This window comes from Vibrio sp. 704, assembly GCF_033339295.1.
In genome coordinates, this window is sequence record NZ_JAWOUH010000013.1 from 16,251 (window position 1) to 42,431 (window position 26,181).

36 protein-coding genes are annotated in these 26,181 nt (G+C 45.2%); 12 read left to right on the top strand and 24 right to left on the bottom strand.

Annotated elements, in window-relative coordinates; genetic code table 11:
- Window positions 1-4: 4 nt before the first annotated feature.
- The 12 genes from R7R24_RS16595 to R7R24_RS16650 all read right to left on the bottom strand — a co-directional run bounded on the left by R7R24_RS16595 (window position 5) and on the right by R7R24_RS16650 (window position 9,627).
- Window positions 5-496 carry a hypothetical protein gene (locus tag R7R24_RS16595; RefSeq protein ID WP_193263088.1) on the bottom strand — a complete coding sequence of 164 codons (492 nt, stop codon included), beginning with the start codon at window positions 494-496 and terminating at the stop codon, window positions 5-7.
- 64 nt (window positions 497-560) lie between these two features.
- Window positions 561-1,598 (bottom strand): major capsid protein, encoded by a 1,038-nt coding sequence (locus tag R7R24_RS16600; RefSeq protein WP_025500506.1) that lies wholly within the window; start codon window positions 1,596-1,598, stop codon window positions 561-563.
- Between the two features lie 40 nt (window positions 1,599-1,638).
- Entirely contained in the window at window positions 1,639-1,980 is a 342-nt protein-coding gene (locus tag R7R24_RS16605; protein WP_005376958.1) for a head decoration protein, read from the bottom strand.
- A 13-nt stretch (window positions 1,981-1,993) separates the two neighbouring features.
- On the bottom strand, window positions 1,994-3,346 hold the full coding sequence (locus tag R7R24_RS16610; RefSeq protein ID WP_213883741.1) for a S49 family peptidase: 1,353 nt from the start codon (window positions 3,344-3,346) through the stop codon (window positions 1,994-1,996).
- Complete coding sequence (locus R7R24_RS16615) at window positions 3,339-4,895, bottom strand: phage portal protein (RefSeq protein WP_005376956.1); 1,557 nt, start codon at window positions 4,893-4,895, stop codon at window positions 3,339-3,341. Before R7R24_RS16615 ends, R7R24_RS16610 begins: the two co-directional genes overlap by 8 nt.
- Window positions 4,895-5,104, bottom strand: a complete 210-nt coding sequence (gene gpW / locus R7R24_RS16620; RefSeq protein WP_005424556.1) for a gpW family head-tail joining protein — start codon at window positions 5,102-5,104, stop codon at window positions 4,895-4,897. The genes R7R24_RS16615 and gpW overlap by 1 nt, the downstream gene beginning before the upstream one ends.
- Complete coding sequence (locus R7R24_RS16625) at window positions 5,101-7,077, bottom strand: terminase gpA endonuclease subunit (RefSeq protein ID WP_005424533.1); 1,977 nt, start codon at window positions 7,075-7,077, stop codon at window positions 5,101-5,103. The genes gpW and R7R24_RS16625 overlap by 4 nt, the downstream gene beginning before the upstream one ends.
- A complete protein-coding gene (locus R7R24_RS16630; RefSeq protein ID WP_213883739.1) occupies window positions 6,965-7,567 on the bottom strand; it encodes a terminase small subunit in 603 nt (200 codons plus the stop codon). Before R7R24_RS16630 ends, R7R24_RS16625 begins: the two co-directional genes overlap by 113 nt.
- 114 nt (window positions 7,568-7,681) lie before the next feature.
- The gene (locus R7R24_RS16635) at window positions 7,682-8,164 is read right to left on the bottom strand and encodes a lysis protein (protein WP_213883737.1); all 483 of its coding nucleotides are present in this window, start codon (window positions 8,162-8,164) and stop codon (window positions 7,682-7,684) included.
- Window positions 8,146-8,625 carry a lysozyme gene (locus tag R7R24_RS16640; protein WP_213883735.1) on the bottom strand — a complete coding sequence of 160 codons (480 nt, stop codon included), beginning with the start codon at window positions 8,623-8,625 and terminating at the stop codon, window positions 8,146-8,148. Before R7R24_RS16640 ends, R7R24_RS16635 begins: the two co-directional genes overlap by 19 nt.
- Entirely contained in the window at window positions 8,612-8,803 is a 192-nt protein-coding gene (locus R7R24_RS16645) for a hypothetical protein (RefSeq protein ID WP_213874744.1), read from the bottom strand. Before R7R24_RS16645 ends, R7R24_RS16640 begins: the two co-directional genes overlap by 14 nt.
- A gap of 155 nt (window positions 8,804-8,958) precedes the next feature.
- Window positions 8,959-9,627, bottom strand: a complete 669-nt coding sequence (locus tag R7R24_RS16650) for a hypothetical protein (RefSeq protein WP_213883733.1) — start codon at window positions 9,625-9,627, stop codon at window positions 8,959-8,961.
- A gap of 81 nt (window positions 9,628-9,708) precedes the next feature.
- On the opposite strand from R7R24_RS16650, the gene R7R24_RS16655 reads away from it, so the two are divergent.
- Window positions 9,709-10,083, top strand: coding sequence for a hypothetical protein (locus tag R7R24_RS16655; RefSeq protein ID WP_238966189.1), 375 nt, complete (start codon window positions 9,709-9,711; stop codon window positions 10,081-10,083).
- 7 nt (window positions 10,084-10,090) lie between these two features.
- On the opposite strand, the gene R7R24_RS16660 is transcribed toward R7R24_RS16655, so the two are convergent.
- From R7R24_RS16660 to R7R24_RS16715, 12 genes are all read right to left on the bottom strand, one after another.
- Entirely contained in the window at window positions 10,091-10,798 is a 708-nt protein-coding gene (locus R7R24_RS16660) for a hypothetical protein (protein ID WP_172563581.1), read from the bottom strand.
- Window positions 10,799-11,295: 497 nt separating this feature from the next.
- Window positions 11,296-11,676 carry a hypothetical protein gene (locus R7R24_RS16665; protein WP_172563580.1) on the bottom strand — a complete coding sequence of 127 codons (381 nt, stop codon included), beginning with the start codon at window positions 11,674-11,676 and terminating at the stop codon, window positions 11,296-11,298.
- A 285-nt stretch (window positions 11,677-11,961) separates the two neighbouring features.
- Window positions 11,962-12,933 (bottom strand): DUF968 domain-containing protein, encoded by a 972-nt coding sequence (locus R7R24_RS16670; RefSeq protein ID WP_213883731.1) that lies wholly within the window; start codon window positions 12,931-12,933, stop codon window positions 11,962-11,964.
- Window positions 12,926-13,237, bottom strand: a complete 312-nt coding sequence (locus tag R7R24_RS16675; RefSeq protein ID WP_213883730.1) for an endonuclease domain-containing protein — start codon at window positions 13,235-13,237, stop codon at window positions 12,926-12,928. The genes R7R24_RS16670 and R7R24_RS16675 overlap by 8 nt, the downstream gene beginning before the upstream one ends.
- Entirely contained in the window at window positions 13,234-13,929 is a 696-nt protein-coding gene (locus R7R24_RS16680; RefSeq protein ID WP_213883728.1) for a phage antirepressor KilAC domain-containing protein, read from the bottom strand. The genes R7R24_RS16675 and R7R24_RS16680 overlap by 4 nt, the downstream gene beginning before the upstream one ends.
- A complete protein-coding gene (locus tag R7R24_RS16685; protein ID WP_005376941.1) occupies window positions 13,923-14,135 on the bottom strand; it encodes a hypothetical protein in 213 nt (70 codons plus the stop codon). Before R7R24_RS16685 ends, R7R24_RS16680 begins: the two co-directional genes overlap by 7 nt.
- Before the next feature lie 10 nt (window positions 14,136-14,145).
- Window positions 14,146-15,102, bottom strand: coding sequence for a helix-turn-helix domain-containing protein (locus R7R24_RS16690; RefSeq protein WP_140087550.1), 957 nt, complete (start codon window positions 15,100-15,102; stop codon window positions 14,146-14,148).
- Window positions 15,102-15,395, bottom strand: coding sequence for a hypothetical protein (locus tag R7R24_RS16695; protein ID WP_047104228.1), 294 nt, complete (start codon window positions 15,393-15,395; stop codon window positions 15,102-15,104). The genes R7R24_RS16690 and R7R24_RS16695 overlap by 1 nt, the downstream gene beginning before the upstream one ends.
- Window positions 15,392-15,592, bottom strand: a complete 201-nt coding sequence (locus tag R7R24_RS16700) for a hypothetical protein (protein WP_318096920.1) — start codon at window positions 15,590-15,592, stop codon at window positions 15,392-15,394. The genes R7R24_RS16695 and R7R24_RS16700 overlap by 4 nt, the downstream gene beginning before the upstream one ends.
- Window positions 15,593-15,749: 157 nt before the next feature.
- Window positions 15,750-16,019 (bottom strand): hypothetical protein, encoded by a 270-nt coding sequence (locus R7R24_RS16705; RefSeq protein ID WP_140087547.1) that lies wholly within the window; start codon window positions 16,017-16,019, stop codon window positions 15,750-15,752.
- Window positions 16,016-16,468: a YmfL family putative regulatory protein gene (locus R7R24_RS16710; protein ID WP_025501770.1), complete on the bottom strand. Its 453-nt coding sequence runs from the start codon at window positions 16,466-16,468 to the stop codon at window positions 16,016-16,018. Before R7R24_RS16710 ends, R7R24_RS16705 begins: the two co-directional genes overlap by 4 nt.
- A complete protein-coding gene (locus R7R24_RS16715; RefSeq protein WP_213883726.1) occupies window positions 16,458-16,724 on the bottom strand; it encodes a helix-turn-helix transcriptional regulator in 267 nt (88 codons plus the stop codon). The genes R7R24_RS16710 and R7R24_RS16715 overlap by 11 nt, the downstream gene beginning before the upstream one ends.
- 97 nt (window positions 16,725-16,821) lie before the next feature.
- On the opposite strand from R7R24_RS16715, the gene R7R24_RS16720 reads away from it, so the two are divergent.
- The 11 genes from R7R24_RS16720 to hemB all read left to right on the top strand — a co-directional run bounded on the left by R7R24_RS16720 (window position 16,822) and on the right by hemB (window position 26,067).
- Complete coding sequence (locus R7R24_RS16720; RefSeq protein ID WP_213883724.1) at window positions 16,822-17,544, top strand: XRE family transcriptional regulator; 723 nt, start codon at window positions 16,822-16,824, stop codon at window positions 17,542-17,544.
- 21 nt (window positions 17,545-17,565) lie between these two features.
- The gene (locus R7R24_RS16725; protein WP_213883722.1) at window positions 17,566-18,120 is read left to right on the top strand and encodes a DUF4365 domain-containing protein; all 555 of its coding nucleotides are present in this window, start codon (window positions 17,566-17,568) and stop codon (window positions 18,118-18,120) included.
- Entirely contained in the window at window positions 18,113-19,246 is a 1,134-nt protein-coding gene (locus tag R7R24_RS16730) for a hypothetical protein (protein ID WP_213883721.1), read from the top strand. The genes R7R24_RS16725 and R7R24_RS16730 overlap by 8 nt, the downstream gene beginning before the upstream one ends.
- Window positions 19,247-19,391: 145 nt before the next feature.
- Window positions 19,392-19,787 carry a hypothetical protein gene (locus R7R24_RS16735; RefSeq protein WP_172563576.1) on the top strand — a complete coding sequence of 132 codons (396 nt, stop codon included), beginning with the start codon at window positions 19,392-19,394 and terminating at the stop codon, window positions 19,785-19,787.
- 40 nt (window positions 19,788-19,827) lie between these two features.
- On the top strand, window positions 19,828-20,646 hold the full coding sequence (locus R7R24_RS16740; protein WP_213883719.1) for a DUF2303 family protein: 819 nt from the start codon (window positions 19,828-19,830) through the stop codon (window positions 20,644-20,646).
- Window positions 20,647-20,698: 52 nt separating this feature from the next.
- Complete coding sequence (locus tag R7R24_RS16745; RefSeq protein ID WP_140131135.1) at window positions 20,699-20,911, top strand: hypothetical protein; 213 nt, start codon at window positions 20,699-20,701, stop codon at window positions 20,909-20,911.
- Window positions 20,912-20,921: 10 nt separating this feature from the next.
- A complete protein-coding gene (locus R7R24_RS16750) occupies window positions 20,922-21,185 on the top strand; it encodes a hypothetical protein (RefSeq protein ID WP_005376929.1) in 264 nt (87 codons plus the stop codon).
- A gap of 124 nt (window positions 21,186-21,309) precedes the next feature.
- Window positions 21,310-21,540, top strand: coding sequence for an excisionase family protein (gene xisR / locus R7R24_RS16755; protein WP_005376928.1), 231 nt, complete (start codon window positions 21,310-21,312; stop codon window positions 21,538-21,540).
- Window positions 21,540-22,775, top strand: coding sequence for a site-specific integrase (locus R7R24_RS16760; protein WP_213883717.1), 1,236 nt, complete (start codon window positions 21,540-21,542; stop codon window positions 22,773-22,775). The genes xisR and R7R24_RS16760 overlap by 1 nt, the downstream gene beginning before the upstream one ends.
- A 464-nt stretch (window positions 22,776-23,239) precedes the next feature.
- On the top strand, window positions 23,240-24,622 hold the full coding sequence (locus R7R24_RS16765) for an LAGLIDADG family homing endonuclease (RefSeq protein WP_213883715.1): 1,383 nt from the start codon (window positions 23,240-23,242) through the stop codon (window positions 24,620-24,622).
- A gap of 464 nt (window positions 24,623-25,086) precedes the next feature.
- Window positions 25,087-26,067: a porphobilinogen synthase gene (gene hemB, locus R7R24_RS16770; protein ID WP_203498726.1), complete on the top strand. Its 981-nt coding sequence runs from the start codon at window positions 25,087-25,089 to the stop codon at window positions 26,065-26,067.
- Window positions 26,068-26,181 lie beyond the last annotated feature (114 nt).

Sequence of the window (26,181 nt, forward strand, 5' to 3'; positions counted from 1 at the left end):
GGCCTTACATCGTCGCGACGAAATACGCCAAGCCTGCGTCTACCGCTTCCATCGCGGTTTCTTCATCTAAAAACGGCTTATCGCCACGTTTGAGCAGCACCGTCTTTTGGCCTTGCAAACACTGAAACGGCTTATCCACGAGAACTTGCACATTACCTTTTTCATCGGCGTTGACTTCTGGCGGCTCACCATCGTCTAGAACCGTGGCATCGTCGGGTAATTCGACCGCAGCACCGATAAGCACTTCCGATTTTTCGCTGGCTTGACTCTCGGTTTGTTCGCTTTGATCACTGGCAGTATGGTTAGCGTCATTTCCTTGCGTTTGCGACTGTGCTTCATCATCGGATTCGTCCATGTCTGGTAACTTGGCTTCCAAATCGTCAATGACTTTATTTAGCTGGGCTTCGGTCGTTTTGTCTGAATATTGCGGTTCAGTAATACCGAGCTCTTTGCAAAGCTCATCAACACGTTTTTTCAGGTTTTCTTTTCGGCTCATGATTGGCTCCAAAGTAAAAATGGGTCCGTGGACCCATTTTGCTTTTCGTTAGTGGTGGTCAGGATTAACCGACTTTGACGACAACAACTTTGTTAACGTCAATGAGGTACATCGCAGGGGCGGCTTCCGTTTTGGTGTAGCGAACTTCTGGATCGCCATTTTCCGTCCAATCTTTCACGTAGCGTTCGGCTTCATCAAAGCCTTCACGCTGAGCGGATAAGTCTTGGATTTGACCGTACAGACGCGCACCGCGCAGTTCGGTATGCGCCAGAATCAACGTGAAGTCGCGTTGGACTTTCTTCGTTGTGCCGTCACGGTCGATGTACTCTTCATCCACCACGATGATGGTGACATCGCCAAGATTGCCTTTAACGCTAACCGTTGCACCTAAGTCTTTTAGCGCGGTTTCAAGCTGAGAGTTAGAGCCACGGCGAGTTTCCAGCGCGTCATTGAACTTCTCGAATTTGCGCATCAACGCCCACGTTTTAGGATCGGTAATGATGACATTCGTCAGGCCTTCAGAAATCGCCGCCCAAGTTTCAATGTCACCAACGATGTCGTAGGTAGCAAAGTCTTGATTCGCCCACTGAGCCGCCGTAAGAAGCGTGATCATGTTGTCCGCATTTCGGCCTGCATCAATTTCGTAAGGCTTATCAATGTAAGGGCTGTCGATCACGGTTTTACCGTCATAGACCATCTCGGCACACATCAGCTCTTCGCGGTCACGAACCGCTTGCTCTTCGATGTCGAGGTTTTGCATCACAATCGCGTTTTGACGATCACCTGCCGACATAGAGCCTGTGATTGGTTCGCCTGGTCGGCGCTTAACGCTTTGGTTTGCCGTTACTGCGTGTTTTGACTTCACGTATGCAGGCTTAAAGCTTGAGGTTTTAAAGCCTTGATTGCGGTCTATTGCGGCACCAATCATCGGTGAGCAAAATGCTGCAATCTTGGTTTTATTTGGGATCATGTCGAGGTCGACTTTTTCCGTATCGAAGGTATACATCTCACGGAAGAAGAAGCGCATGAAGAAGTTGTCGCGACGAATCCCTGCTTCTTGAATGGCTCCAAGCAGTTCGCGAGTGGTGTAATTATCAGGCATAAGAAGCTCTTTTTTTTCTGAATTCAAAGAAAACGACGAATTAGTATTCGTCGTCTACGAAAACTGGACTGCCAAGGAAAGCAGCGCGTTTTTGCTTGTTGGTTGTGACCGTATCTGGCCAGTTCACAAAACCGATACGAAAGCCACCCTGTAGGTAAACTGTCGATTCTTGGTCGCTGCCTGTATTCGTCACATCACGAGCCGAGATAGCGATGGCTTTGCCTGGTGTACCGTCCCATTCCACCAAAGTGGCGGCGTCAGTCGCGTCGACCATTAATGGGGTTCGAGCAGGAAAAGATACGCCCGTTTTGATGGTTGCTCGCGCCGTGACTGGTGCGCTAATAAACAGCTCATCTGGTGTGTATTCTGTTTGTTCTAACATGCGAGTTTCCTTGTTAAATGCGTGTGTATGAAGACGCTAGCGCTTTGATGTTCTTTTGTTCTTCGGTGACATTACCGGAACCAACATCATCACCAAGAGGCTCACCGTGCTCTGAGGCCAGTGCCATTAATGCCGACTCGTTTTGCGCAGTAGCACTAACTGGTACTGAAGCAAGTAAGGCCTTGGCTTCATCGACGCTAATCTTTGGGTTACTGGCAAGTTGCTGCGCGAGCGCTTCACGCCCTTTGGCTTCTTCTAGGCCAATAATGCCCATGCAGCGTTTACGCTCTTTTGTGGCTGGGTCCGTGGACTCATCACTTTGTGCACTCGCTTGTGGCTGCTCTGGAGTGGATTGCTGTTCTTCAGCTGGAGTTTGCGGAGTCGCTGGAGCGGCGGCTTGTTGAGGATTGCCTTGCTCACCCGTTGCGACTGGTTGTTGTTCTGCTTGCACCGTCATAGCGGCTCCCATATCAAAGGTGGTTTGTTGTTTCTTGAACTGTTCAGCCATGATCTGAACCGCATCAAGACCGTTGACGACTTCGTTTGCGAAGCCAACATCCACTGCGGCTTGGCCTTCGTAGACCTGCGCCTCAGTCGATAGAATGGTTTTAATGTCGACGCCCATGTACTCGGCGGCTTTACCTGCGAACATTTGACGTGTGCTCTCTGCTTCGGATTGCCATTTCTCTCGCACCTCTTTCGGCAGAGATTGGTAAGGGTTGCCATCGGCTTTATGGTCACCTGCCGTCACAAGGGTGATTTCCACGCCTTGCTGATCCAGCATCTTCTCGATGTTGGTGTGCGCCATAATCACGCCCACCGAGCCTGCTATGCCCGTTTGAGTTATGAGGCGCCTTGAACACGCACTCGCAATCATTTGGCCTGCACTGCAGTGCATGTCGTAACCGAGGGACCAGATAGGCTTGATTTTGCGCATCTCTGCGATTTTGTCGGCCAAGTCAAAACAACCTGCGACCATGCCGCCCGGTGTGTTCATATCCAGCAAAATGGCTTTGACTTCGGGGTCTGCGACCGCTTCTCGCAAGCGGTGCATAATGCCGTCGTACCCTGTCATCCCCGAGTAAGGTTTGATGTGGCCATACTTATGAACCAACGAGCCATCAATCGGAATGATGGCGATACCCTGAGAGACTTGATAGCTACGGTTACTGCTACGAGTCCGAGAAAAGCCAGAAGCGACTTTTTTCATGTCGTTCTCGCGCAGGATTTGCCCTTCGGTGTCGGTTATCTGGACCACGTTGCCTAGACGTTGGCTGAGCGCCGAGAAAAATACCCGAGCGTAACCAGCTTCTAAGGCGAGCGGCCTGTTGAATGTGTTGCTGATTAGGTGTTGTAAATTATTCATTGGAACTCTCGCTTGGGTTATCCGGTGCTAACGCTTGTAGCTTCATCCAGCTTGGCGGTGGCAAACCTTTCGATTTGCGCTCTTCCATTTCTGCCAACTGTTGATCAAAGATTTCTTGATAGTCTTCACCGAGTAGCGCGAGCTCTTTCTCATACGTCGATAGACCTGAGTCGATACGCAGTACGGCTTCTTTGACTTCTTTCAATCCATCAATGGCCAATCGACCAGAGCCAATCCAATCACACTTGGTCCAAGCATTGCGGCGTTCGTAGAAGTTGAACCGCGCTTTGCTTGGCAGCTTGATGTAGCCACGCAAGATCATTTCTTCGAACATGAGTGCGAAGATTTGGCTGGCGAATCGGTTAGCAATGATTTTTCGTCGACCCATGAAGTAACGCCATGAATCGTTGTGCGAAGCACGAATGGTGCTGTAAGACATTTGCGCGTAATTGCGCGACAGCTGCGCGTAATCCACGCCCAATCCAGCCGCAACGTAGCGGATGATGGATTGCTCCAAGGCCGCGAATCCGTTATCAGCATTCCCTGCGCTGTGCAGGTTGATTTTGTCACCTGGCATGAGGTGAGGTAGTTTGACGCCGTTGAACTTGACCTCGTTGTTGGCGTAGTAATCGCCGTAGGTCATTAGCATCTTTTCGACCGCGCCATTTTGCTGCGCACCGAACAAGTACTCCATCGCTTGGTCCGTTCCAAGCTCTGACTCGATACTGGCGGCGTACATGGCGTTGACAATCGCTCGCTGTAACGTGGTGTTCTGTAAGGTGTCGAGCATCTTCAATTGCTCTAAACACGATAAGAACTTATTCACGCCACGACATTGCCCACCTTCCGATGGCTCAAAGATATGCAAGAACCCCATGCGCCCCGAGCGTAAACGCTTCGGTACTTCACGCCATTTCTTTGGCGAGCCAAAGTTATCGGCTCCTTCTTCAATGAAGTAGGAAATGGCTTCGCCATGTCGATTGAAGCGCATCCCACCACGCTGATGGGGTTTGTCCATCATGTAGTTGGGGTTGTTAACCTTGCGTGGCGCGACCATGCGAATGCAGGTTGAAAAGTGCGAATGGCGACGGTCTATCCATTCGGGCTTCGCCATGATTTCGCCCGTGTGAGCATGGGTTTCAATGCCCTCTCGCATCATCATGGTGAACGTGCGGCGACCTTCTGCGTCGATAAAGCAGTTCGGGTCTTCGGCGATGTCACGAAAAATGGCTTCCACTTCACGCACGAACCCTTTGTCTGGATCGATGCCGAGCAATAGCCAGTTTGGTTTGTAACTGAGGCGAAACTCAGAGCCAATGATGTGGTCTTTGTGTAGCTGGATGCCGTTCGCAGCAATACCGTTATTGCGCGTGACATCGTCTGTTCTGGCGTTCGCCTGTCTCATGACAGGTAAGAAAGCAGCGTCTACCGATTTTGACGGAGGGTTCCAATCGCTCATCTGGCCACCAAACCCTGAACCGCCAGCTCGATACACCGCATCTCTTAATGGTGTTTGACCATCTGCAGCCAGTAGTCCGGTGTGTGTCATTAGAATGAAACTCCTGCAGGGCCGCGACGACGAACTGAGCTCAATCCTAACTGACCACGCAAGTCATCAATGTAGGCGCGAAGTTCATGGATGTTGGCTCGACTGTATTCAACTTTGCGGTCTCCTTTCTGTACGGAAACCGCCATCTTTCCTGTTTGCAAGCTATGAAAGGCGGCTTCGGCCTGTTGCAACATTTCTTGTTTTGTCATCTTGATCCACCTTTCAATCTCGCGGCTAATTCAGCGATGCTGAGACCGGATGTTTGTGGTTGTTCTTGAGGTTGTTGGGGTTGCGGCTCTTCCAGTTCGAGACCGAACCGTTGAGTGAGAATGTTGAGTGCCGCATACGCATACACCCATCCGTCTAACGCTTCATCAAATGGGTGGTATTGCTTCACCCATCGCCAAACTTGTCGCCCTGATTTGTCATGCTCCAACTTTTTATTGGCTGAGCAGAGTTGTTTGAAAAACTCATCACCGGCTATGTCATCGTCCAATGGAAAGTGAACACATCCAGGCACAGGTTCATCACCTTTCGGGGTTAAACCTAAACGGCTGTAAAGTCGTTGCTTGATGCCGTCGGTACCTAACCTAGTGAGGTAGACTTTTTTGTTGTTTTTCTTGCGAGGAAAGTTTTGTATCGGCTTGCCGTATTGGTTCTCACCTTGGATTGGGATCACCCACATCACGCCGTGCGTTCGACTCATCTGGTAAACATCATCGGTTTTATGGCCCATGGCGTCCCAACACCAAAGCTGAACGTCCATCACTTGGCCACTGCGCTTTTTGTAGGTCCGATACAGCGCTTTTCCAGCGGCATCCTTTAATACTTGGCTCGATAAATCCCCGAGAAGAACGATGTGCTCAACAAGCCAACATTCCTCACCTGGTCCCCACGCCCAAACAAAGAGCTCGATGCGGTCATCCTGAGTGTCAATGCCTCCGGTCAAAACCACGGCTCGCTCAGGCACTGGGTTACTGGTGCGACTCTCGGCCCACCATATTTCACGGCGCGACTTGAGATGCTCCCAATCCAGCTTCTCTCCGTTCTCACCATCCCAAAGCTCACCGAGCGTTAGATTGACGAACGTTTTGAGCTGACTTGGGTCGTCTTTCTTGTTGAGGAAGTCACGCACTATGCCACGCCAACCTGCACTCAATTTGGTGTTGTATCCTGACCAAATGTGAATGCCGACGCTGCTTGGCGTTGGCGCTGGGTTGTCGTCTATATCAAAGAACTCATGGCCATCGCGTGTCCATGTGCCATCTTCAGCAATCCAACGACCTGCAAGCTCCATCTTGTAGAGGTGCTTGTAGTAGATAGGGTCGTCACAATGAACGCAGCTGTAATAAACCGTCTTTGATTTTTTCTCGATACTTGGCTGAGTGTTGTCCCACTTGAAGCCGTGTTTATCTTCTTTACTGCCCCACTCTAAAACCTGCTCGGTTCCGCAGTGTGGGCATGGCAGATAAAAGCGGAAAGTCAGCTCCATCTTTGCCATTAGGCGTTCAACGTGCGACTCGCCTGTATTGGTTGGTGTGGTTCCCCACCTTGCCATCGGGAAAGCAGCGCCTTCCAAACGCATTCGCGCAAGATCGATAGGGTTACCTTCTTTACCGACTTCCCAATCCCATCCGTCAATCTCATCACCGAACAGCGCGCCTTTAGTCAGAGCTCGCATGTTTCGCGGTGTGGATGTGCCGAGGACATGCAGCGACCAGCCTGTTCCCTGTTTGTAAGAAACGGTGTTTCGGTGGTCCTTAGCGAATAAGGCTGGGAAGATTTGGTGCATGATTGGCATTTCCTGCCAAGCAGCATCAATCTCGGTGACAGAGATGTTTTTTGCGTCGTTCTCTGTCGGTACGTAAATCACGGTGTTGGTTTTGAACTGAGCATGCAGACAAGAGTTTGCTGCTATGACCAACTTGGACCAGCCAACACGAGCCGACTTTTGCATGGTCAGCTCGGATATAGCGCGGTTGCACATCATGTTGAGTGGCACAACCTGCAAAGGCAGTGTTTCCCAAAAGCCTTCTTCCTGAGAAGAACCAGCAGCTAACCGGAAATGCTTATTTGCCCACTCCGCTCCCTTGATGGCGATTGTTCTCCTCATCCCCATCAAGCCACGACGGACTTTCGTCTGGATCGCTGTCAATGTAATCGGAGAGGTTTGGTTGAACATCGGCACACTCATTTAATACAGCAGCAATCACGGCCTCTAAAACTTCCACCGCTTCGGGTGGCATGTCGGGCCATGCGTTCTTTAGTTTCGGAAGGAGGGTGTCGAGGCGTGTGCCCACTCTGGCGCATACCTGTTCTAGGGTATCGACGATGATGTCTATTGGTGCGTAACTCTTTTCAAACAGTACGCGCTTGGCTTTTAGCATCGCCAACTTTTCGCGCCGTTCCTCTATCTTGAGATCGCGTTCTAATTTCGCAAAAGCTTCCTCATCTTCTTGCTCGGTTTCCGGTTTTGAATCGAAGGCTTTTGCTTGCGATTTATAGGTGATGTAAGCATGGATACACGCAAGAGGATCGATACCATTTCGCCCTTTAGCGACAGGCAGAACCCCTTGTTGCGTAAGGTTTCGGACCTGTCTAGATGAAATGCCAAGAAGCGTCGCTATGTCCAACTGCGTGAACTTTTTGCTCGGGTTGAATAGTTCGCTCATTCATGGTTTTTGACCGGAAACCGGAAACCTCCAAAATAAAAAAAATTTTTAACGAGAGCTTTTCTGCGAGGTCAAGCCCCCGTGGTCGCTCAGGGTGCCCGAAAGGACCCGCGATCATAATTGATCTTCTGCTAGGCATTGAGTCCTGATGTAATCTTGCAAATACTTTGTCTGCTGCTCGTTCTCAATCATCATTCGCCTGAGACGTAGATAATCTTGTTCAGCTGCGGCTCCAAGTCTTGGGGTGTTTGCATTGCCCACGCTTCTGGTGCTGGTGGCTTCGGACACTGCTGGGCAATCTGCCTGGACATACACCCGCTTAGAGCCAGTGCTGAGACTATCGCTAAGACGATCAATCTCTTCTTTTGCTGCGGATAACTCTGCTGCATGCTTCTCTCCCAATTGGTTGAAGGATTGAATTTGAACTCGCTGCTGGTGTAACACTGCGATATAGCCCTGAATCTCACTCTTTACCAAGGTTAGCTGGCTTTCAGCGATATCAGCCCGACTGCTTTCCACGAACAATGCTGCCGAGAGCGTCGCAACCACTACTACCGCAATAGCTGTCGCCCATACTGTCAGCTTTGCATTAGGCATACTTCCCTCTCGATATCTCTTCGGTTCATCAATCCTTTCCACGGTTTGCCTGCTGCATATACCCATCGTTTAAGCTGGTCACATGCTGCATGCCACTCACCTTTGTTGAGCAGCTTTAGTAACGTCGAGCGTGAGAATGAGCCTATGCCAACGTTAAACGTGAAAGAGTAGATAGCAGCTCGTGTCGTCTCAGGAATATCAACGTGAATCATTGGGTCGACCATTCGCTTAACATCAGCCAGATCAGACTCAAGCAATTCATCACACTCCGTTTGTGAGTAGACTTTGTCCAGGATGATGTCTGTTCCTGTATGGCCGTAACAAACAGTTTGAACACCAGCGACATCAATGTAAGGAGTAAACCGAACGCCTTCCATCGGCTTTACCATTGTTGTCGCCATAATAAGAGCCGAAGCCCCTGCGGCTGCTAACATCTTGACGGCAGAATTAAGGTGCTTCATCGCCATAGTCCTTTTCAAAGCGCTTTTTCTGCCAGTAGTTATTAATCCAGGCAGTTAAGAGCATGCCAGCCAAAGCAATCAGAACCGTATAACCATCTGCAGATATAGACCCAAACACTCCTATTACCCCATTCCAAAAATAAGATAGGGCGCTGGATATCTTTTCGTTCATACGCATACTCACCCCCGTACTGGAGTGCCCTTTTGCTTGGGTGAAAATGAAAAAACCTCGCCGAGGCGAGGTTTTCGAGAATTTATGATAGGCACAAAAAAACCGCCTAAGTGGCGGTCACTTTCAATACTGTGTACTTATCCATAATGGATATATATACATTAAATTGCCCCGTTTTTATTTTCAAGCTCTTTTTTGAATAATTTTCGCGCAGACTTGTCGTAGTTAACCAGCAAGGTACGAATCACTTCAATGTGCTTTTCCCATTCAGACCAGTGGTTTTGGTAGTAGCGAGTACGTTTCTTTCTGAACGCATCAGACTCAATATTCTTGTCTTTACAATCTACTTCCACCAGCGCTTTGATTAGAAACTGACGGCTAACGTTGGGCCTATATTGAATACCATCATGATCGAAGTAAGTCTGAGCCCCAGCCAATTGCTCAAGCGCAATATTACCAGCGATAGTACTAATGAGAGCTTTAACTTTGAGATAGGTTCGCTTCTGAACAATCACGCCTTGCTCAGATGAATGAACGACCCAGTCATTCAACACACTTTCAACCAGACGCGTCTTGTTTTCTTTAGAGTTCCAAAGTGGTGAGGCGTAGGCGTACAGGCTCCAATCGGCTAAATGCGCTGCTTTCTTCTGCATTCTATCAATCGTTAAAAGCACTTTTGCACCATCAATTAGAGATGCCATTTGGTAGTCAGCAGCCCCGAAACCACCGCCACCACCAGAACCGTCATTATACTTTGCTTTGATGCCTTCCGTAGCCATACCAATTGCCGCTGGCATCGGCCACGTTTCAATGTTTGTCGCTAATCCCATAATATTCCCTGTACGAGTTTGGAAACATGATTACATAGAGTTATACTGTATATAAACACAGTACAACTCTTAATTTGAAGTATGTACAAAACGATTCAACGCCTAGTAGGACATCACATCTGCCGAATCGGTCCTGATGGTCCATGCGGTTGCGATAGCACTGAAGATAACGTATCGGTGCTAATAACTAATGGCGACTGGGAAGCCATCCCTTTTGGCGGCTTTATGGAAGTGGGCAACGTTATAGGTGTAAGGCGCCTGAAGATAATGGATGTGTGTGCGCTGTGTTCTGATGATGACGGTCACAAAATCGTTTATACCATTCCGAGAAACCACTACCTCGTGGGGAGTTACCTAAATGGGAAGTGTTTCATCTTGCTTTATGATGGTGAAGTGAAACACTACCTAGACAAAAACGCCGACCAAGACACTAAGAACAATGTGGTTTGGTTATAAGAATACTCTAGCTAGTACTCTTTACTTCTTCTTTTTCTTTCTGAATATCTTGCTTTTTCTCATTGGTTATTGGTCTACAAACTACGGAAGTTGAAAGTTTTTTCGCACTCTCATCATTTGCTCTATCAATACCCGCACCGGAATTACAGAGAATAATATCTTGATAAGTTGGTGGAGGGTTTTTAGCTCTTTCTTTTTCAACCTCATAATAAGCAGTAACTTCTTTCTCCAGTATAGGAAGAACACTATCCATCATATGTTTCAAATCGTCTTTGTAGGAGTCATAAGAACTTCTACCATTAGCGGTGTTTACCGAGTTTACACACAAATGGTAAGACGCATCCCTGAACAGTTGAACCGTATGTGCCCTTTTATACAACTGATTTACGTGACGAGCGAAGTTACTAGCAAGTTCAGCATTTACCTCCTTGCCTTTTGAAATATTTGCTTCCAATGCCATAGCAATTGCAGAACTAATAGAGTCAGCAACCTCAGGAGGTGGTTCTGAGCAAAAGCTTCCTGTTTTCAGATTCGCGATTATCAATCGCCGTTGGGCTGTAACGGCTACGGTACCAATTTCTTGTTCACGTGTATGTGATGTTACAAGTTGGTCCTCTACAACGTGACGATTATAGAAAGAATCGATAGTACTTGAGCAACCCATTAAAAAAGATATTGGAACCATAAACACTAATCTCGGTGACATCTTTATCATCTCGGACCTCCATCAGAAATTAAATAGAAGTATAGTCATAATCACCCACAAATGAGATCATGCTCATATCGAATTCCAATTGCAGGAATAATATGTTTAGGAATTAAGTGCTTAAAAACACATTTTGATTACGGCACGTAATTTACATCGGGACAAATAGCCAACATTGAGAAGAACGTGACCACTAAAGCTGACCTGGTAAGAGATTTTAGGTAAGCCCCAATTAAATTAATAGTGAGCAAAACTGGAGATAAATGGATATATTCCTAGGAATAGAACCGACTTATATAATATGTCAGTTCTACTCGTAAAATAATTTTTTGGGGGCAGGTTAAGTTCTAACTAATTTAGACTCTTACCCCACCTCTACAAAGATCAGCGCCCTATTAACCGCTTATTTCTGAGGCCGCGAACCTTTAGCTACTTAGTAGTGAACTAACCAAAAGTGCAGTACTCATAAAAAGTTTATAAACATAGGTTGAAGCTTTAGGCGCTTGTTATAAGCTAGCTGCGTGTTCGTAAACTCTTTCGCGTTCCTTCATTACAATCTTTAACTGCATATCGCGCGGTATCGCATTGCTAGATTCAACATCGTTGTTCGTTATATGCAAAAACTCTTCGTAACGAGTGTTCATAAATACATCAAAAAAGCCATTGTGAGGTAGTTTGGTTGATTTTTGGGCAAGAAGTGCTCCATAAATTGCAACCTGTGGATTAGCCAACTCTGTACACGCCTTTTCAAATGTGTCCCACACTACACTTTGCTCTGTATCTTGATCAAACATATCGTAAATCTCTGGATAAGAAACCGTTCTTTTGCTCTTTGCTGCGCCTAAAAGTATCTTCTTCAAAACTTGAACTTGCGAAAGTACACTCATATTTATCACTCATAAAAACGACAATCAACGAGGATACCAGCAAACAAAAAAGTTCAAAACCTTTTTATCTCAATACCTTAAAAAGCCTTTAACAGGCTAAAATCTGTTTATTGCCCCTTACGATACTGCCTTTATGTAGCGCACCAATAGATAGTCAATAGCTTAATAGGAAAGTAAACAAAGTTAGCGTGTTAAATAGAACACACTTTTAGTGCAGCTGACTTCAAGACTACTTCGAACAACCTTAATTAGTGGGCTTGACGGATTGATTTCTAATTCATTTTCTTACCCCACCGCCCCAACCATCAGCGCTCTGTTAATCGTCTCCTTCACATGCCACAGCTGATCGCCGTGTTGGTGTTCCCAAGTGTTCATATCGCGGTGCAGTTCTTGATGGTGTTCATTACATAACGGGAAGGTAAACATGTCCGAAGCCTTACTTCCCATCTTCCCTTCTCCGTGGCCGATTAGATGATGAGCAATACCCGCAGTCTTACCACATACGCGACAGGGTAACTTTCGGATGAACGATAAGTACTTTTCACTTTCCCAACGAATAGGCTTAGGCTTTCTCAGATACATCGCTGGTGGATCGTCATCAATGACCAGCTTCAGAACTGGCTTAGCCAAACGTTCTAGTTGTTCACGCTGACCTTCGAATGCATACCTGGTATCTGTATCCACGCTTCCAAGCACACCCACTCGCTTGCTGCCCTCCTCTCGCTTGAACTGACGCTCGAGAACAGATTGCGGCAATAACGAATACACGTCATTGCGAACGGACCACCAGCATAAATCAACACCTGTAATACGCCTTACTTCACCATGCAGCTGGCGAGAGACAACCATCAAGCCGTGACGAACCGTATTCTTTCGGGCGATTGAATACGCCTGGTGACTATCGTCGGCCATATTGTCATGGTGCCAACACAAACGAATAGCTCCCTCGCCGGTTACTCGAGTTTTCAGATTATGATTGCAGTAGCCTTCATCCTTCAGCTGACACTCGGAAATCGTATCAACGTACTTAGCCGTACTACCGATAAGCAGTTGCACGTGTTCATGAGCGAAGAACGCCACCAAAGAGAGGTCATCCGAAGACAACCCTCCCGCGGTCTTTGTGGCCAAACGCTGATTGGGAGAAACTAAACCAATCTTACCGTCCACCAGCAGTGACTTTAACGATTGAGTATTTGGTGTTAGCGCGATCACCGCTGCGTTAAGAGTGGGTACAATATCGATATCGACCTTAATCACGTAGTGCCTCCTCAATCATCTGTATTGCTAACCCCTTTTTAATCATATCTCCGGTAAAGCGCAAAACCGTCCAACCTCTCAATGCTGCCGTGTTATATTTCTCACAATCTGCTTCAAAACCTTTCGCTCGATTATGGCGACCATTACTCCAAGTCCCACCTTCTACTTCGATAGCCAGCTGCTGATCGGGATAGGCAAAATCAAAGCGCCATCTGCGTGTCTCGTGAAATCGATACTCAGACACGGGTGCTTCCAACTTCAATGCTCTTATATGTTGCAATAACAACTTCTCTAACTGACTCACGCTGCTACCGCCTTAAGGTGACCTGTTTCCAACAGCTTTTTGCGCAGCCAGATTTCACCCTTTCCAGTAATCAAGGCCGTGTGGCTGATCCGAGTTTGGGAGTTTGTTTCGTAAGTGCCCTGCTTCACCGTAAAGTAACCACGTTCTACAAACTCCTGATACGGCAAGTTGTAAGAGTCACCACGGCTCATAAAGATCTTTAACTCTCTCAGTACACGGAAAATAGTGACAGGCCCCAAACCTACTGTTTTAGCAAACTGACCGAGCTTCACACCTTTATCCGCGCCCGCGATAGCATCTGCAAACTCGGCTTTTGGTGCCGCGATAGCTAATGCCTGGTTCTTTTCTTCCAGTTCCTTGGCTTGGTTAGCAGCTAACTGCAATGCTTCAGCATACGTTGTCGGTATAGATGGTTTACCTGCGCTTTCTAACTCATCCCACCGCTTGATAATGGAATGACGTAACTTGATGTTGTAACCAGAAATCAACGTCAACGTGAGCTCGCGATTCAAGTGATATTGAGTGTACTGATTACCTTTATGCCAAAATTGGGAACCCTCCAAATTTGGATGGTTCAACTCAGCCACCATTCGTTCAATATCTCGTTTAACGTGAGAGTGTTGCTTACCTGTCAGTTCCGCAATCTCTCGACTACTCATTGTCATCTCTGTTTGGGCGCTGATACTTAACATTCGACTCCCTCCGCTAACCAGTATTTACTCGAGAACCCCGTAAGTTCACTACTCTCATGCCGGACATCCACACCAGAACGGCGAGCCGCCTTAACCAATCTAACTAAGTCACAAACGTGAATACCTAATTCATCACACAGCTCGCTCGGAGACCAAAGCCGACGACGAGATTTCATTACATCAACCAAATCCTTTTTACTTGCCATTCTCGCCCCCCTACACCGCCTCTAGGTTCGCAACACGCTCCAATAACTCTCTGCGCTTAGCCGACAAATCTGCGATCTTTCGCTTTGATGGCTCCACTTCATGTTGAGGTCGCTTAGCATCAATCAAGTACAGCATGCGCTGATTTTCTGAGTTGATAGAGCTCTCTAGCAAAGCCACTTCACGCTGAATCACGGTCACTTCGTCCTGAGTATCCACTGAAGCATCACCTTGCTGTGGTGGCAGATAACGCCCCTTGTCTTGCTCTCTGCCAAGCCAACCTTGAATAAACTTCTCAATGCCCTGCTTGGTTTTCCGCTTACGAGGATTGGCATCGCACCAAGCGATCATTTTTTTTAGCTCAGCACGAACATTCACTGCACCAAACAAATCCGAATAGCGGTCGATGTCTGGTTGAGTTACCCCATGAAACAGCCCTTTCCTGTTCAAAGGAATTTCAAACAGTGCCGGTTCGGCTTCGAGCGGTTCGCTTGGAGCAAGATCTTTACTTGATGGTTCTATTGGTGGATCTATTGGTGGTTTATAGCCAGATTCCGACCTACCCCCAGTCGGAATTTGACCTACCCCCTCTGGTTGTTTCGTCTGTTCGAGTTTCGAACGTTCGACTTTTGAACAGACGAAATTCGACTGTTCAAAATCTGTCTGTTCATCTGCTTTCTTCTTCAAAAGCATCACAGGCAACTGGTACTGATTATTCGAACGAACCAAACGACCTGTATCCGCCTTTTTGAATTGGTTCTTTTTGAATAACCATCCGGCAGCTTCCAGTTTCTTGAGCGTCGATTTAACGGTGGTAGGTGAAACACCAGACTTGCGAGCAATGGTATCGATAGACGGCCAACAAAGACCGCGATCATCCGCATGGTCAGCTAGGCAAAGCATCACCAACTTATCAGAGCCCTTAAAACTCGGAATGTCCCAAACGTAGCTCATTACTTTGACTGACATTATGCGCTCCCCCATGGGTATTTTGGCTTTCCAAGAATCAAATCAGCGTCATTATCAAGCTGTGAAAACTTTTCTTCCGATTGCTCAATTGTTAAGTACCCTTTGCGTAACTGAACTTTTATCCAATCACGGCGATCCGACTTCCAGTTCTTCCGAAACTGTCTGTCGTATTCTTCGACAATTTCAACTCTGTTTTGGTAGTCCCGTTGTTCTTCACTGGTCAAGAACGGCTTAACATCTAATTGCTTGATGCGCTCGAGCGCGCACCTTTTATCAAACGCCAACAGATTCATACTTCCACCTTCCCTACAACCAAACGCGCCTTACCTTTTCCAAACACAGCAAAGTTGTTCGCAAATAAAATCAGCACGAAGCCAGTTATCGTCTGAGTGTCCAGCAAAGCCTTATATAGAGAACGAGTGAGCAGGGAGAAGCAGCCTGTTGTTAGCTCTTGGCCGTCATAGTCAAAAAACGTAGCCTTTAGCATCAAATAGCCCTCCCCTTATAAACAGCAGTTACGTAAATGCGCTTTGCTTCAAACAAGTCTGCTAATTCATCATGGGTGAGAATGATGCTCTGGCCCTTCTCCACCTTGTAAAACTGGTTTTGGTGGTACCACAATGAATAATTGAGTGTTATTCTTTCCATCACTCCTCCGTGATCTTTGCTGGTGACTGAGTGAGCTGTGATTGTTCCTCGCGAGAATCATCACAACCCGGCTTTAGACCGTTGCCGCGGTTTAAAGCCACTTCCTCATCTATTACTCGTAATCGACGTTCGCACTTTGCTTTCAACAGCTGAATTTGCTCACGTTCGTAGACTTCTGACGATTGGCCGTGCGCCACCATTAGCTTTGCCGAGCTGCAGGTGATGTCTGCCATCTGTGAAACGGTTTGCCAAAATATTTCTGTTTTCATACAACCTCCGCATACAACGCATCGAGCTTCAGCATGAAGGCTTCGAAAGTCGCGTGGTATTCTGCTTTCAATTGAGCGATGAGCGCACGTTCGCGAGCATCAAACACACCATCTGCTTTTGCTTCTTCAATGGTTTTATCCAAAAGCCCTTTCACAGCATTAAGGTGTAAGTGGCAATCGAACATATCCACGGTATCCAGCTCAGCGACATCAGGCTGCTCTACCACCATGCAATTAACACGGTTAGCAAAGTACTCTGCTACATATGGGGTGTTGGTTAGCTCAGCCATTTCCACCAGCTCATCAACACTAAAAAAGCGAGAACCCTTCTTCTCGTATAGGTGATTGTTAAAACTGTCGATCGACATACCAAGAACAGCAGCAACCGCCTCTTTACCACCAGTGACGCCTGCAATGGTTTTATTCACCATCTCTTTCTTATTCACCATTTTCTCCTTTGATTGGTGGTTTAACTGCGTGGCCCTTTGTTTCACAATCTTCTTGCGGGTCAGGAAATACATCGTCAAACGTACATTCGGCTCCCAGTTGATTAAGTGCTTTAACTATCTTCCAACACATCTCAACGTTGATGTTACGGATACCTGATTCGTAGTTGCCGATAGTAGATGGTGTTACTCCGATAGTTTTAGCTAAGCCAGCTTGGCTGACTTTTGCTTTGTTTCGATGTTCTGAGATTTTGTTCATTCTGTTCCCTCCACCAGCAAAAGTACACGATTCGTGTTCACAAGTAAACACGAAAAGTGTGCATACAGCACACACGGAGCGTGTTAAATTTTTTGTCATGACAAAAAAAGTTGAAGTAGGACTGCGACTTAAGCAGATCCGAGAAAATAGCGGCCTTAGCCAGAGAGCCCTAGCCACTAAATGTGGTTGGGGGCCTTCGCGTATAAGTAATTATGAATCTGGCATAAGAAGCATCAGTTTGGATGACGCAGAAATCATTTCCAACGCACTGAGCATTTCACCCAAAACTCTACTGTTTGGTGAAAGTTCAAATACCGAAAAAACACTTCAAGGAAATGCAGAAGTTCTCGGTAATATGCAGGTTTGGGATAGCAAGACTCCAATAGGGGATGACGAAGTAGCAGTTCCATTCTTATCTGAAATAAGGCTTTCTGCCGGAAATGGATTTGTAAACGACTTAGAACATGACAACGGGTTTCGATTACGTTTCGCCAAGTCAACGCTACGTCGCTATAACGTAGCACCAGAGAACGCGGTTTGCGTAGCCGTCCATGGAAACAGTATGGAACCAGTTTTACCAGACGGTTCTACGGTTGGTATTGATTGTGGGAACAAAACTCTCATGGATGGAAAAATTTTTGCCATCAACCATAATGGCGAGCTTTTTATCAAGAAGCTATACCGATTGCCTGGTGGTGGTCTCAGAGTCTATAGCTTTAATGAGCTAGAGTACCCCCCAAGAGAGTACACAGAAGAACAAGTACTTGAACAAAAAATCACTATCGTTGGTCGTGTATTTTGGTATTCGGTGTTGCTGTAAGGAATAAGGGGTCGCAAATTAATGAGTAGCACTAGAGGGAAAGGTGGCGCAGCGACTTCCCACTCAAAGGAGCTGGTTAGTATCAGTTATATGTATGCACTTTGTGCGCATGCAGGATTGAATCTCTCAGATCCCATAATTGATAATGATGGAATTGATATTACTCTTCGCGGAAAGGGTTATAAGGGATACGTGTGGTCAAAGCCCAAGTTAGACATACAACTAAAATGCACAAACTTTAAAAGATCTAACATTGACTTTAAAGCTGGCACATTGTCCTTCAGTTTAAAGAAAGAAAACTATGATGAATTGACGGATTTAAACTACCCAAGCATACTGGTTATAAACACAGTCCCATCAAACCAAGAAAACTGGGTAGCACAGAACAATCACAGTATTAGCCTGAGATACAATTGTTATTGGTATAGTCTGATGGGAGAAAAAAAGCTCTCAAGAGGAAGTAAAACTTTAAAGATTCCTTTAGGTCAAAGACTTACACCAGAAGCTTTGGTATGGATAATGAAGCAAGTTGCTAACAAAAAAACAATCAAAAATAATGGAGGTGTTTATGTCTAACTATGAAACTCTTCATTTATCTTTTGAGAAATATCTAAAATCAAATGGCTGGTCGATAGATACCTCTTATTCAACGTCTATTGTTTCTTTGTGGGTAAACACTCTCCTAAATGAAAGTATCAGGCTACCAACAAAAGAAGGCCTAAAGCATCAACGAGCAGAAAAGACTATTGATGAAGCACTAGATGACCTTGCGGATATCATTGACTTACCTGCGTCTGATGTAAAAGAACTATTGCTGAATTTATCAACTCCACCAGTTGATCACATTCATATTCGCGCGGCTGGTGAAGCCATAGAGCATGGAAGAATAAACTTTCGAACAAATCATCAGATTGAAACAGCAATCTATTCGATCATAAAGACAGCAGCTAACTCATTCATTTTAAAAACAAAAAAACAGAGCAAAAAGAATAAAACCCCGAGCAAGGCTGAATATATAGAAGCTTACCTAAGCAGCGTGAATACCGTGATTCCTGCTGGAGGCTCATTTATCTATAACTTAGATATCGACCTTAAAAAAGTAGATGGCTTTGAAGAAGCTGAAAGCTTGCAAAGATACGTAAACACCAAACTAGCAAGCGCATTAAACGAACTTTATACAATTGAAGTAGATAATGTAACAACTGCATCTTTAATCCAGAAGGGCTTGAATGAAAGTATATGTTCTAACTTTATTGGCCTTTTTAGCAATGATATTGAAACTATCGAGTGCACATTCGACTGGTCTGATTCTGAGCCAGCGCCGAAACTGAAATCTAACAAGCTTGTTTTCACTCGCTCTCATAAAGAGAAGGTTAGAAAGTTGAAGGAAAAATTCAACTCAACAAAATCACTACCTTTAAAAAATGCTAACGCTCATTTAAGTAGACTAGTTCTTAAGCCTGAACATGCAGAGATACGTTTAAGAGTGGTTATTGAAGGCGCAGAGCGAACCTGTGACGCTGAAATTAATTTGGAAACAGCTCAGCAGTTGATGAGAGCTTTAGGAGAAAAAATCGAACAACCTGTGATGATTGATGGGACCGCATGGATTGAGAAAACAGCTTCAAAACAACATTACAGCTTATCCATAGATTCAATATGTTCTGAAAAAGGTCAAAACTTATCATTACTTGATGCTTAAAAAACTAATGTGACCAAATGAAAAGCCGCCCTTACATGGCGGTTTTTTTATACCTCGCCAAATAAAGAACACATTTCGTGTTGACACAAAAAACACATTATGTGTACATTATTGATACACATAATGTGGATGGCGAGGAAATCACATGTCTAACCAAGAAGCAGGAAACCTCAGTCTTGAGGACCGAACTACTAACTTCCCAAAACTGATGCAGGAACTGGACGGCGGCGTTGTCTCCAATGTCGTCGGTTTGGCGTTATCTAACGTAGCCCGAGCTGTGTCCTACAGCGATAAGCAGGGAAACGTGAAGATGGATTTAAAGCTTAAGCCTATGGGCACCAACAACGAGATGGTCGAAATCACCGTCAACATGTCGGTAAAAGAGCCAAAAGCCGGATTCGGTACCAAGTCAGAAGACTTCCAATACACCTCAATCGCGTACGTGGGCAAAGGCGGCAAACTTACCTACGACCGACCAAAAGAAGATATTCACGGCCAAGCCGTTATTGAAGAAGGCATGCTGCGAGAAGTACGCAGCTAATCCACTCCACCAGCAACTCACTCAAAGAGAGAATAGATAAATGGATAAATCAGCAATCCAACAGATCCAAGAATCAGCGAATGCTCCGCAGTTTTTAAAACAGTTAGAGAAAGCGGGATTCCCTGTTGCCGCCCTACCTGAGTCCTTCGATTTGCATGACTTGGAGAAGTTCATGCCAAACCGTAATCAATTCCGCGGCACAATGAAGACGGCAAATATCGACGAGTTTGTGCGTTACCACGGAGAATATCAAACCGAAGGTAACCAGTGCTTTATTAATGCTGAGCGTATGGCTGCTGTGACTATTTTTGACCTTGGTACTCATAACTTCCCTGGGCACTGTAAGCATCAAGCAAACTTGATTCTACGCCGTACCGCAGCGTTTAACGCCCTGCTAAACATTAACGAAGAACGCCTTGGCCAAAAGAAACTGGCTGAGTGGGTCGAAGACTACAGCGAATTTGTTCAGGTCTTCTCCACTACTGGGGAAGTCATTGAAAACTCTGTCGCGTCTGCAGCTATTCGCAATATGAAGTTTGAAGCGAAAGCTGGGCGCGAATCCAATGTAGATGACTTCAGCCATCACCAATCTGAATACGAGTCTGTTGCGGTTCGCACCAAGGAAGAGTTCCCAATGCCTGCGGTGTTTAAGTTCACGTGTGTGCCTTGCTTGGGTTTAGCAGAGCGCACTTTTGAACTGCGCATGAGCACGATAGGTAATGAAACTCTAGTCCTTCGTATCAAGAAGCTGGAACAACACGAAGAAGAGATGGGCGAAGAGTTCCAAACCAAGCTTCAAGCGTGCTTTAAAAACGGTGAGATCGAAATTGATACCTTCATTGGCTCATTCAGCTCTTAACTAATATTGGCGCCCTCTTCTTAAAGGGGGTGTATCTTGCGAGGAAATATCTATGGCGGCAACCATCGATACTCAATTCGGGCAGGTCACGACATCGGCCCCTTACTTTAGTCACCAGCTAGGTTGTGAAGTGATCAATCTAACTCTGATTAAACCAGAGAACGAGAGCAACGGCTGGGGCATTAGCCGAGAGTGCCCTTCCAATGTCTCGCTCACCAATCAATTTCTAAACATGTTCGCCAGAGATGCAGCACAAGTAATGTAAGGATTTCGCGATGAGCATGACACAAGAAGAGATCAATAGAGCGGTTGATGGTGTGATGGAACTTCGCCCAACTGGTGCGCGTTTACCAAAAGAGCAACCCAAGGACTCAGCCGTTAAACAACGAATGAATGATGTGCAGTTTCAGAAGGAACTGGCAGCAATTATGGAAAATGAACCCGTGTTAGGTTCCGCTTTCTATTTTTGTAATCAGGACATAACGAAAGGTGGTCGTAAGAACCTGAACTTCAATCGATATCCTGGTGGAGTGAAGTAATGGCCCTCATTAACTTACATTATCTGTCACTACTTCACTGCTGTTAACCCGTCAACCACCAAATTAAGAAGAGTAAGGTGGTTGCCCTGCTCTTCTCTCAATTCAACTATATAGGAGTTTACCGATGAGAACATTTACGGTGATTCAATTAGAACCTAGTCGCTGGGTGAAAGAAGATCTTTTGATGGATTTAACAGGCATGTCGACCAATGAAATCAAAGACTATCGTCAGTTTCGTTGGATTGAAGGCGTTCATTTTAAAAAGTCGTCCGGTAAGAGTAGTGATGGTGGTAAAGGCTATAAGTATGACCGAGTTGCCATTGATGAGTTTTCAGCAAGAGAAAGGGTTGCATAATGAACACACCAGAAGGTGTAGAAATCCGCGGTAAGTCTATCCGCATTAGTTTTACTTACCGCGAGATGCGTTGTCGAGAGACCCTAAAAGGCTGGGAAGTCACCAAAGGTAATTTAAAAAAAGCTAGCCATCTACGCGCTTCTATACTTTCTGAAATTTCATTAGGCACATTTGATTACTTATCTCGATTTCCAACATCAAAGAAAGCACAACTCTTTGCGACTCCAGAACAGCGTGGTAAGAACCTTACTGTTCGCGAGTTGTTTGATGACTATATTCAATTGAAGAAAACGACTATGGCTTCGCAGTCACTCTATGTATTGAGTACTACCGCAAGAGCATGCTGCTTGTTTGTTGGTGAGGAACGTACTATCTCCACCATCACGATTATGGATGCACTAAAGTGCCAAAAGTTAATGGTCGACTCCCCTACTCGCAATGGAAGACCACGAAGCGCAAAGACGATCAATAATATGATCAAACTAATGCGCCGATGTTTTGATTTAGCAGTGAAATCAAAATTTATCGATGACAACCCATTTCTGCATGTTGAGTTACTAAGTGGTGGCTCTGGTGAGCCGGATCCATTAGAACTAGAAGAGTTCCACCAGCTAATCGAGTCAACGACAAACTTACAGCAGCGGAATATGTTCACCTTAGCCATTTACACGGGCATGCGGACTGGTGAGCTCTGTGCGTTAGCATGGGAAGACGTCGACCTTGAGAAAGGTACGATCGAGGTTACTCGCAACGTCACGATTGAACGAAAGTTCACAACACCGAAGAATAAGAAGTCAGAGCGCACCATTCACCTGCTTGAACCTGCGCTCCTCGCCCTTAAGTCTCAAAGAGAGCTAACTATGTTTAGTCCGGTGAGAGATATTTTTGTGGAAGTAAAAGGTTCCAACACGTTTCGCCAGGAAAGCGTTCGATTCGTGTTTATTCCAGAACGTCGTAATGGCCAAGCACCGAGTGAAACCTACAAGACGACAACTTACAATAGACTATGGTCACGCGCACTTAAGCGAGCTGGCATTCGCCATCGTTGCTCATATCAATCTCGACATACCTACGCTTGCTGGTTGATCACCAAAGGCGCAAACCTATCCTTTATTGCTGAGCAAATGGGACACAAAAGCACAATGATGTTGGAACGCGTTTACGGCCGATTCATGAAATCACACTCGCATGAGCAGATCGAATACTTAAATGGGCTTATGACTTCGAATAAATAAGGCCATTCGAATTATGATGTACATTTCAATTTGCGGAACAGATACAGTATTTTTTCGCAGCTTAACTACTTTGAATGGTAAGATCCGCTACACTAGTTTGCCTTTCCGAAAGATCTTGTGAAACCCGCTATCTTCCCCCTCCCCCCAATTTGTTCAACGCAGTCGTAGCACAAGATAGCAATAGTCATTACAACCGTTTTAGATTAGAGCGACCCGGTAAGCTTGGCGGTTTAGTTGATGATGTATTACAACTTGCAATTGAAACGGGTGGCGTAACCTTGGGTGCAAGGCTCAACCCTATTTTTGCTGAAAAATTCATGGTTTTTCCAGAAAGCTATACAAGATTTTTCAATCTTCGCTCGTGGTAAGCACTGAGAATTAAAAGAAAAATTTTATACTACGCTGTTAAATGAAACTGAAGTTATATTACACTGTTGAAGGATAACGTGTAGAGATAGTCATATATGAACGAGATCATAGATATCATTGTTAAACGCTATATTCACCAATGTGAACAAAATGTCAGTTTAGCGGACGTGAAAACCTTGTGCAAAGAGCATAGCTATGAGGAGTTAGGTTACGCTAGTCTGGCCTCGATGAAGGCCGCAGTTAGTAAGAAATTGGGCAAGATCGGGTTTAATAAAAAACTCTACACCAAGAATTTGATTAAAGATGTCTATGAGAGAATTGATGACGTCGAGACCCTATCCAAAGATCACATTATTAGTGTAATTCAAAATGAACTCGTACAGCATGACCTCAAATACAAGACTGTTCGTGACTTACTACAAGAGATGAACCTAAGCGTTCGCCAACATCATACGAACGCGAGTTTTGAGCGCTTCAAAAACTTGATTGCTCAGGGACATTCATACATCTACGCTGTTACTGAAAGTCATTTGTCTGTTCACGGAGAGAAACGGGCAAGATCCTGGTTTATCGACACTCATCAAGGAGATGCGAGGGAGACCCGCAAGACTAGGCGTAAAGAAAGATTGCACCAATACCTCAATCTTAAGGATTGCATTCTACTCTCATCTGATGAGGCGAGCCTATCGCGCATTTGGACCACCATTGGATTCACATTTGCAGACGGCTCGATAAATGATGGTTCAACGACTCTAGTGATAACCCAAACCGATGGCTATTATCTGTCAGATTATTGCATTACGTCACTACTAGATCACAGCATAGAAGGTAACGTTGGGCCAGAGCTAATTATGGCTCACTCCGATCACAATGATACTGCCTATGAAAACTCTAAGCCGGTCGCACGAGCGCATCTCGAGGACTCCCACCTTGCGGCATTTTTATCAGAACTAGGGATACCAGAAAACAAAGAGCGGGACGTTATTCATCTATCAGACAAGATATTATCACTGCCTGACAAATATTTTTTCAGCTATCTGGCTGGACTCTTTGCCGGAGATGGGTGCATTACTCGAGGCCTAACTCGAGGCCAGGTAAGTCGATTACATCTAGATTTTGATCTACATTGCGAGCATTTTTGTAATGATGTGAAAGCACAGATTGAGTCCAGACTCGGCATACCAATGGCGATTTATTCTCACAAAACGAAAAACAATAAAGAACATTTCAAAGTATCGGCAACCACGACTTGGCGAGCCCTATCACTACTGTTTGTTATGTACTACTACGCTCCATTCCATCTTGAGCGAAAAACCAGAAAGGGAGATCAACTAATTCGAGAGATCATTGACAGCATGCCATCATATTCGATGCTAACGTTAACATTGAGTGGACTAGAGTCTGGACAATACTCACTGGATGAGTTAAACGACCAACTCGCCTTATTACGTCAAAGGGCTGCATCGAGAGCTGAATAATAAAGTGCTAAACAGGGTGGAATGTCTTCAACAAATGCAATGATTGGGTACGCAAATGTAATGTATACCTATAAGTGTGACAGGGTCCTTAATGGGTAACATCTAAAGTTACGTGAGCAAACTGAAAGGCTTAAAGAAGCAGTGTTCTTCTTACTGATATAAATCCGATAGTGGTAATGTTAGCAAACTTACTTTTGCCCCAAAATCATTTGGTGCAAATACTCTTTTAAACTTTGAAGGCATATGTTTTCCATACTAAAAGTTATACGAATCCTAAATATAGAAAAGTATTGCGTTGTGGGCTGCCACCTCATTTCTTAAATAACTATTGACTGATTTTGTATTGAAGAGCAGAGTGAAAAAACTGCATTTTTAGATCAGAAAGTGATTTGTTGCTAAAGAGAAATCATAAGATCTGACTAACGAATCTTTTCATCGAGTAACTTAAATTAGGATATGATATTTTGAATACGGCCCCAATACGACGCCTTAGACGCCTCCGCAGTTCCGAAGCTATGCGAGATTTATTAAGAGAAAATTATGTGCAGCTCGGTGATTTAATTCATCCTATATTTGTCGAGGAACATATAGAGCGAGCTGTGCCAATTTCTACTCTACCTAACATAAGCAGAATCCCAGAGTCTCATTTAGCGGATGAGGTCCGAGAACTTTATGCTTTAGGTATACGCTATGTGATGCCTTTTGGTATATCTCATACTAAAGATGCGCAAGGAAGCGACACATGGAATGATCATGGTTTACTTGCACGTATGATTAAAATAATAAAGTCTGCTGTGCCAGATATGATGGTCATTCCAGATATTTGTTTCTGTGAATATACTGATCATGGACATTGTGGAGCAATAAAGAGTAGTAAAGTGTGTAACGACCTTACGGTTGAAAACTTGGTCAAGCAAGCTTTAACAGCAGCTCGAGCGGGTGCTGACATGTTAGCCCCTTCAGCAATGATGGATGGTCAAGTAAAAGCGATTCGTCTGGGTCTTGATGCTGCCGGTTATCATGACGTGGCAATTTTGGCACATTCAGCTAAGTTTGCTTCTTCCTTTTACGGGCCATTTAGAACAGCAGTAGATTGTGAACTCAATGGTGATAGGAAAGACTATCAACTTGACTATGCCAACGGTCGACAAGCTTTACTCGAAGCTTCACTTGATGAAGCTGAAGGTGCTGATATCCTTATGGTCAAACCAGGTACACCTTATTTAGATGTGCTTTCCCGCTTAAGACAAGAGACTCATTTACCGTTAGCGGCTTATCAAGTAGGTGGAGAGTATGCGAGTATTAAATTTGCGGCTCTGGCTGGTGCTCTAGATGAAAAGTTAGTGGTGAACGAAACTTTTATTGGGCTAAAACGAGCTGGAGCAGATTTAATTGTCAGCTACTACACCAAGCAGTATGCGAAATGGTTAAGTGAAGAAGTTTAGCTGAATATTTGACTATGAATTTTAATAAGTAACATAAGTTCTCTGCCGCAACAGGACTGTGGACTAAAGGAATGCTCTTTGTCCACATTACTCAACTTTCAGATGTGGCATATT

Excerpts from the sequence above, each read along its gene's own strand:
- R7R24_RS16720 (WP_213883724.1), top strand. The coding sequence starts at position 16,822 with ATGACAAAAAAAGTTGAAGTAGGACTGCGACTTAAGCAGATCCGAGAA.
- R7R24_RS16665 (WP_172563580.1), bottom strand. The coding sequence starts at position 11,676 with ATGAGTGTACTTTCGCAAGTTCAAGTTTTGAAGAAGATACTTTTAGGC.
- xisR (WP_005376928.1), top strand. The coding sequence starts at position 21,310 with ATGAGAACATTTACGGTGATTCAATTAGAACCTAGTCGCTGGGTGAAA.
- R7R24_RS16630 (WP_213883739.1), bottom strand. The coding sequence starts at position 7,567 with ATGAGCGAACTATTCAACCCGAGCAAAAAGTTCACGCAGTTGGACATA.
- R7R24_RS16705 (WP_140087547.1), bottom strand. The coding sequence starts at position 16,019 with ATGAAAACAGAAATATTTTGGCAAACCGTTTCACAGATGGCAGACATC.
- R7R24_RS16615 (WP_005376956.1), bottom strand. The coding sequence starts at position 4,895 with ATGACACACACCGGACTACTGGCTGCAGATGGTCAAACACCATTAAGA.
- R7R24_RS16725 (WP_213883722.1), top strand. The coding sequence starts at position 17,566 with ATGAGTAGCACTAGAGGGAAAGGTGGCGCAGCGACTTCCCACTCAAAG.
- R7R24_RS16715 (WP_213883726.1), bottom strand. The coding sequence starts at position 16,724 with ATGAACAAAATCTCAGAACATCGAAACAAAGCAAAAGTCAGCCAAGCT.
- R7R24_RS16640 (WP_213883735.1), bottom strand. The coding sequence starts at position 8,625 with ATGAAGCACCTTAATTCTGCCGTCAAGATGTTAGCAGCCGCAGGGGCT.
- R7R24_RS16690 (WP_140087550.1), bottom strand. The coding sequence starts at position 15,102 with ATGTCAGTCAAAGTAATGAGCTACGTTTGGGACATTCCGAGTTTTAAG.
- R7R24_RS16635 (WP_213883737.1), bottom strand. The coding sequence starts at position 8,164 with ATGCCTAATGCAAAGCTGACAGTATGGGCGACAGCTATTGCGGTAGTA.
- R7R24_RS16625 (WP_005424533.1), bottom strand. The coding sequence starts at position 7,077 with ATGTTCAACCAAACCTCTCCGATTACATTGACAGCGATCCAGACGAAA.
- R7R24_RS16735 (WP_172563576.1), top strand. The coding sequence starts at position 19,392 with ATGTCTAACCAAGAAGCAGGAAACCTCAGTCTTGAGGACCGAACTACT.
- gpW (WP_005424556.1), bottom strand. The coding sequence starts at position 5,104 with ATGACAAAACAAGAAATGTTGCAACAGGCCGAAGCCGCCTTTCATAGC.
- R7R24_RS16695 (WP_047104228.1), bottom strand. The coding sequence starts at position 15,395 with ATGAATCTGTTGGCGTTTGATAAAAGGTGCGCGCTCGAGCGCATCAAG.
- R7R24_RS16680 (WP_213883728.1), bottom strand. The coding sequence starts at position 13,929 with ATGTTAAGTATCAGCGCCCAAACAGAGATGACAATGAGTAGTCGAGAG.
- R7R24_RS16595 (WP_193263088.1), bottom strand. The coding sequence starts at position 496 with ATGAGCCGAAAAGAAAACCTGAAAAAACGTGTTGATGAGCTTTGCAAA.
- R7R24_RS16765 (WP_213883715.1), top strand. The coding sequence starts at position 23,240 with ATGAACGAGATCATAGATATCATTGTTAAACGCTATATTCACCAATGT.
- R7R24_RS16740 (WP_213883719.1), top strand. The coding sequence starts at position 19,828 with ATGGATAAATCAGCAATCCAACAGATCCAAGAATCAGCGAATGCTCCG.
- R7R24_RS16605 (WP_005376958.1), bottom strand. The coding sequence starts at position 1,980 with ATGTTAGAACAAACAGAATACACACCAGATGAGCTGTTTATTAGCGCA.
- R7R24_RS16760 (WP_213883717.1), top strand. The coding sequence starts at position 21,540 with ATGAACACACCAGAAGGTGTAGAAATCCGCGGTAAGTCTATCCGCATT.
- R7R24_RS16710 (WP_025501770.1), bottom strand. The coding sequence starts at position 16,468 with ATGGTGAATAAGAAAGAGATGGTGAATAAAACCATTGCAGGCGTCACT.
- R7R24_RS16600 (WP_025500506.1), bottom strand. The coding sequence starts at position 1,598 with ATGCCTGATAATTACACCACTCGCGAACTGCTTGGAGCCATTCAAGAA.
- R7R24_RS16745 (WP_140131135.1), top strand. The coding sequence starts at position 20,699 with ATGGCGGCAACCATCGATACTCAATTCGGGCAGGTCACGACATCGGCC.
- R7R24_RS16645 (WP_213874744.1), bottom strand. The coding sequence starts at position 8,803 with ATGCGTATGAACGAAAAGATATCCAGCGCCCTATCTTATTTTTGGAAT.
- R7R24_RS16685 (WP_005376941.1), bottom strand. The coding sequence starts at position 14,135 with ATGGCAAGTAAAAAGGATTTGGTTGATGTAATGAAATCTCGTCGTCGG.
- R7R24_RS16730 (WP_213883721.1), top strand. The coding sequence starts at position 18,113 with ATGTCTAACTATGAAACTCTTCATTTATCTTTTGAGAAATATCTAAAA.
- R7R24_RS16610 (WP_213883741.1), bottom strand. The coding sequence starts at position 3,346 with ATGAATAATTTACAACACCTAATCAGCAACACATTCAACAGGCCGCTC.
- R7R24_RS16750 (WP_005376929.1), top strand. The coding sequence starts at position 20,922 with ATGAGCATGACACAAGAAGAGATCAATAGAGCGGTTGATGGTGTGATG.
- R7R24_RS16650 (WP_213883733.1), bottom strand. The coding sequence starts at position 9,627 with ATGGGATTAGCGACAAACATTGAAACGTGGCCGATGCCAGCGGCAATT.
- R7R24_RS16655 (WP_238966189.1), top strand. The coding sequence starts at position 9,709 with ATGTACAAAACGATTCAACGCCTAGTAGGACATCACATCTGCCGAATC.
- R7R24_RS16660 (WP_172563581.1), bottom strand. The coding sequence starts at position 10,798 with ATGATAAAGATGTCACCGAGATTAGTGTTTATGGTTCCAATATCTTTT.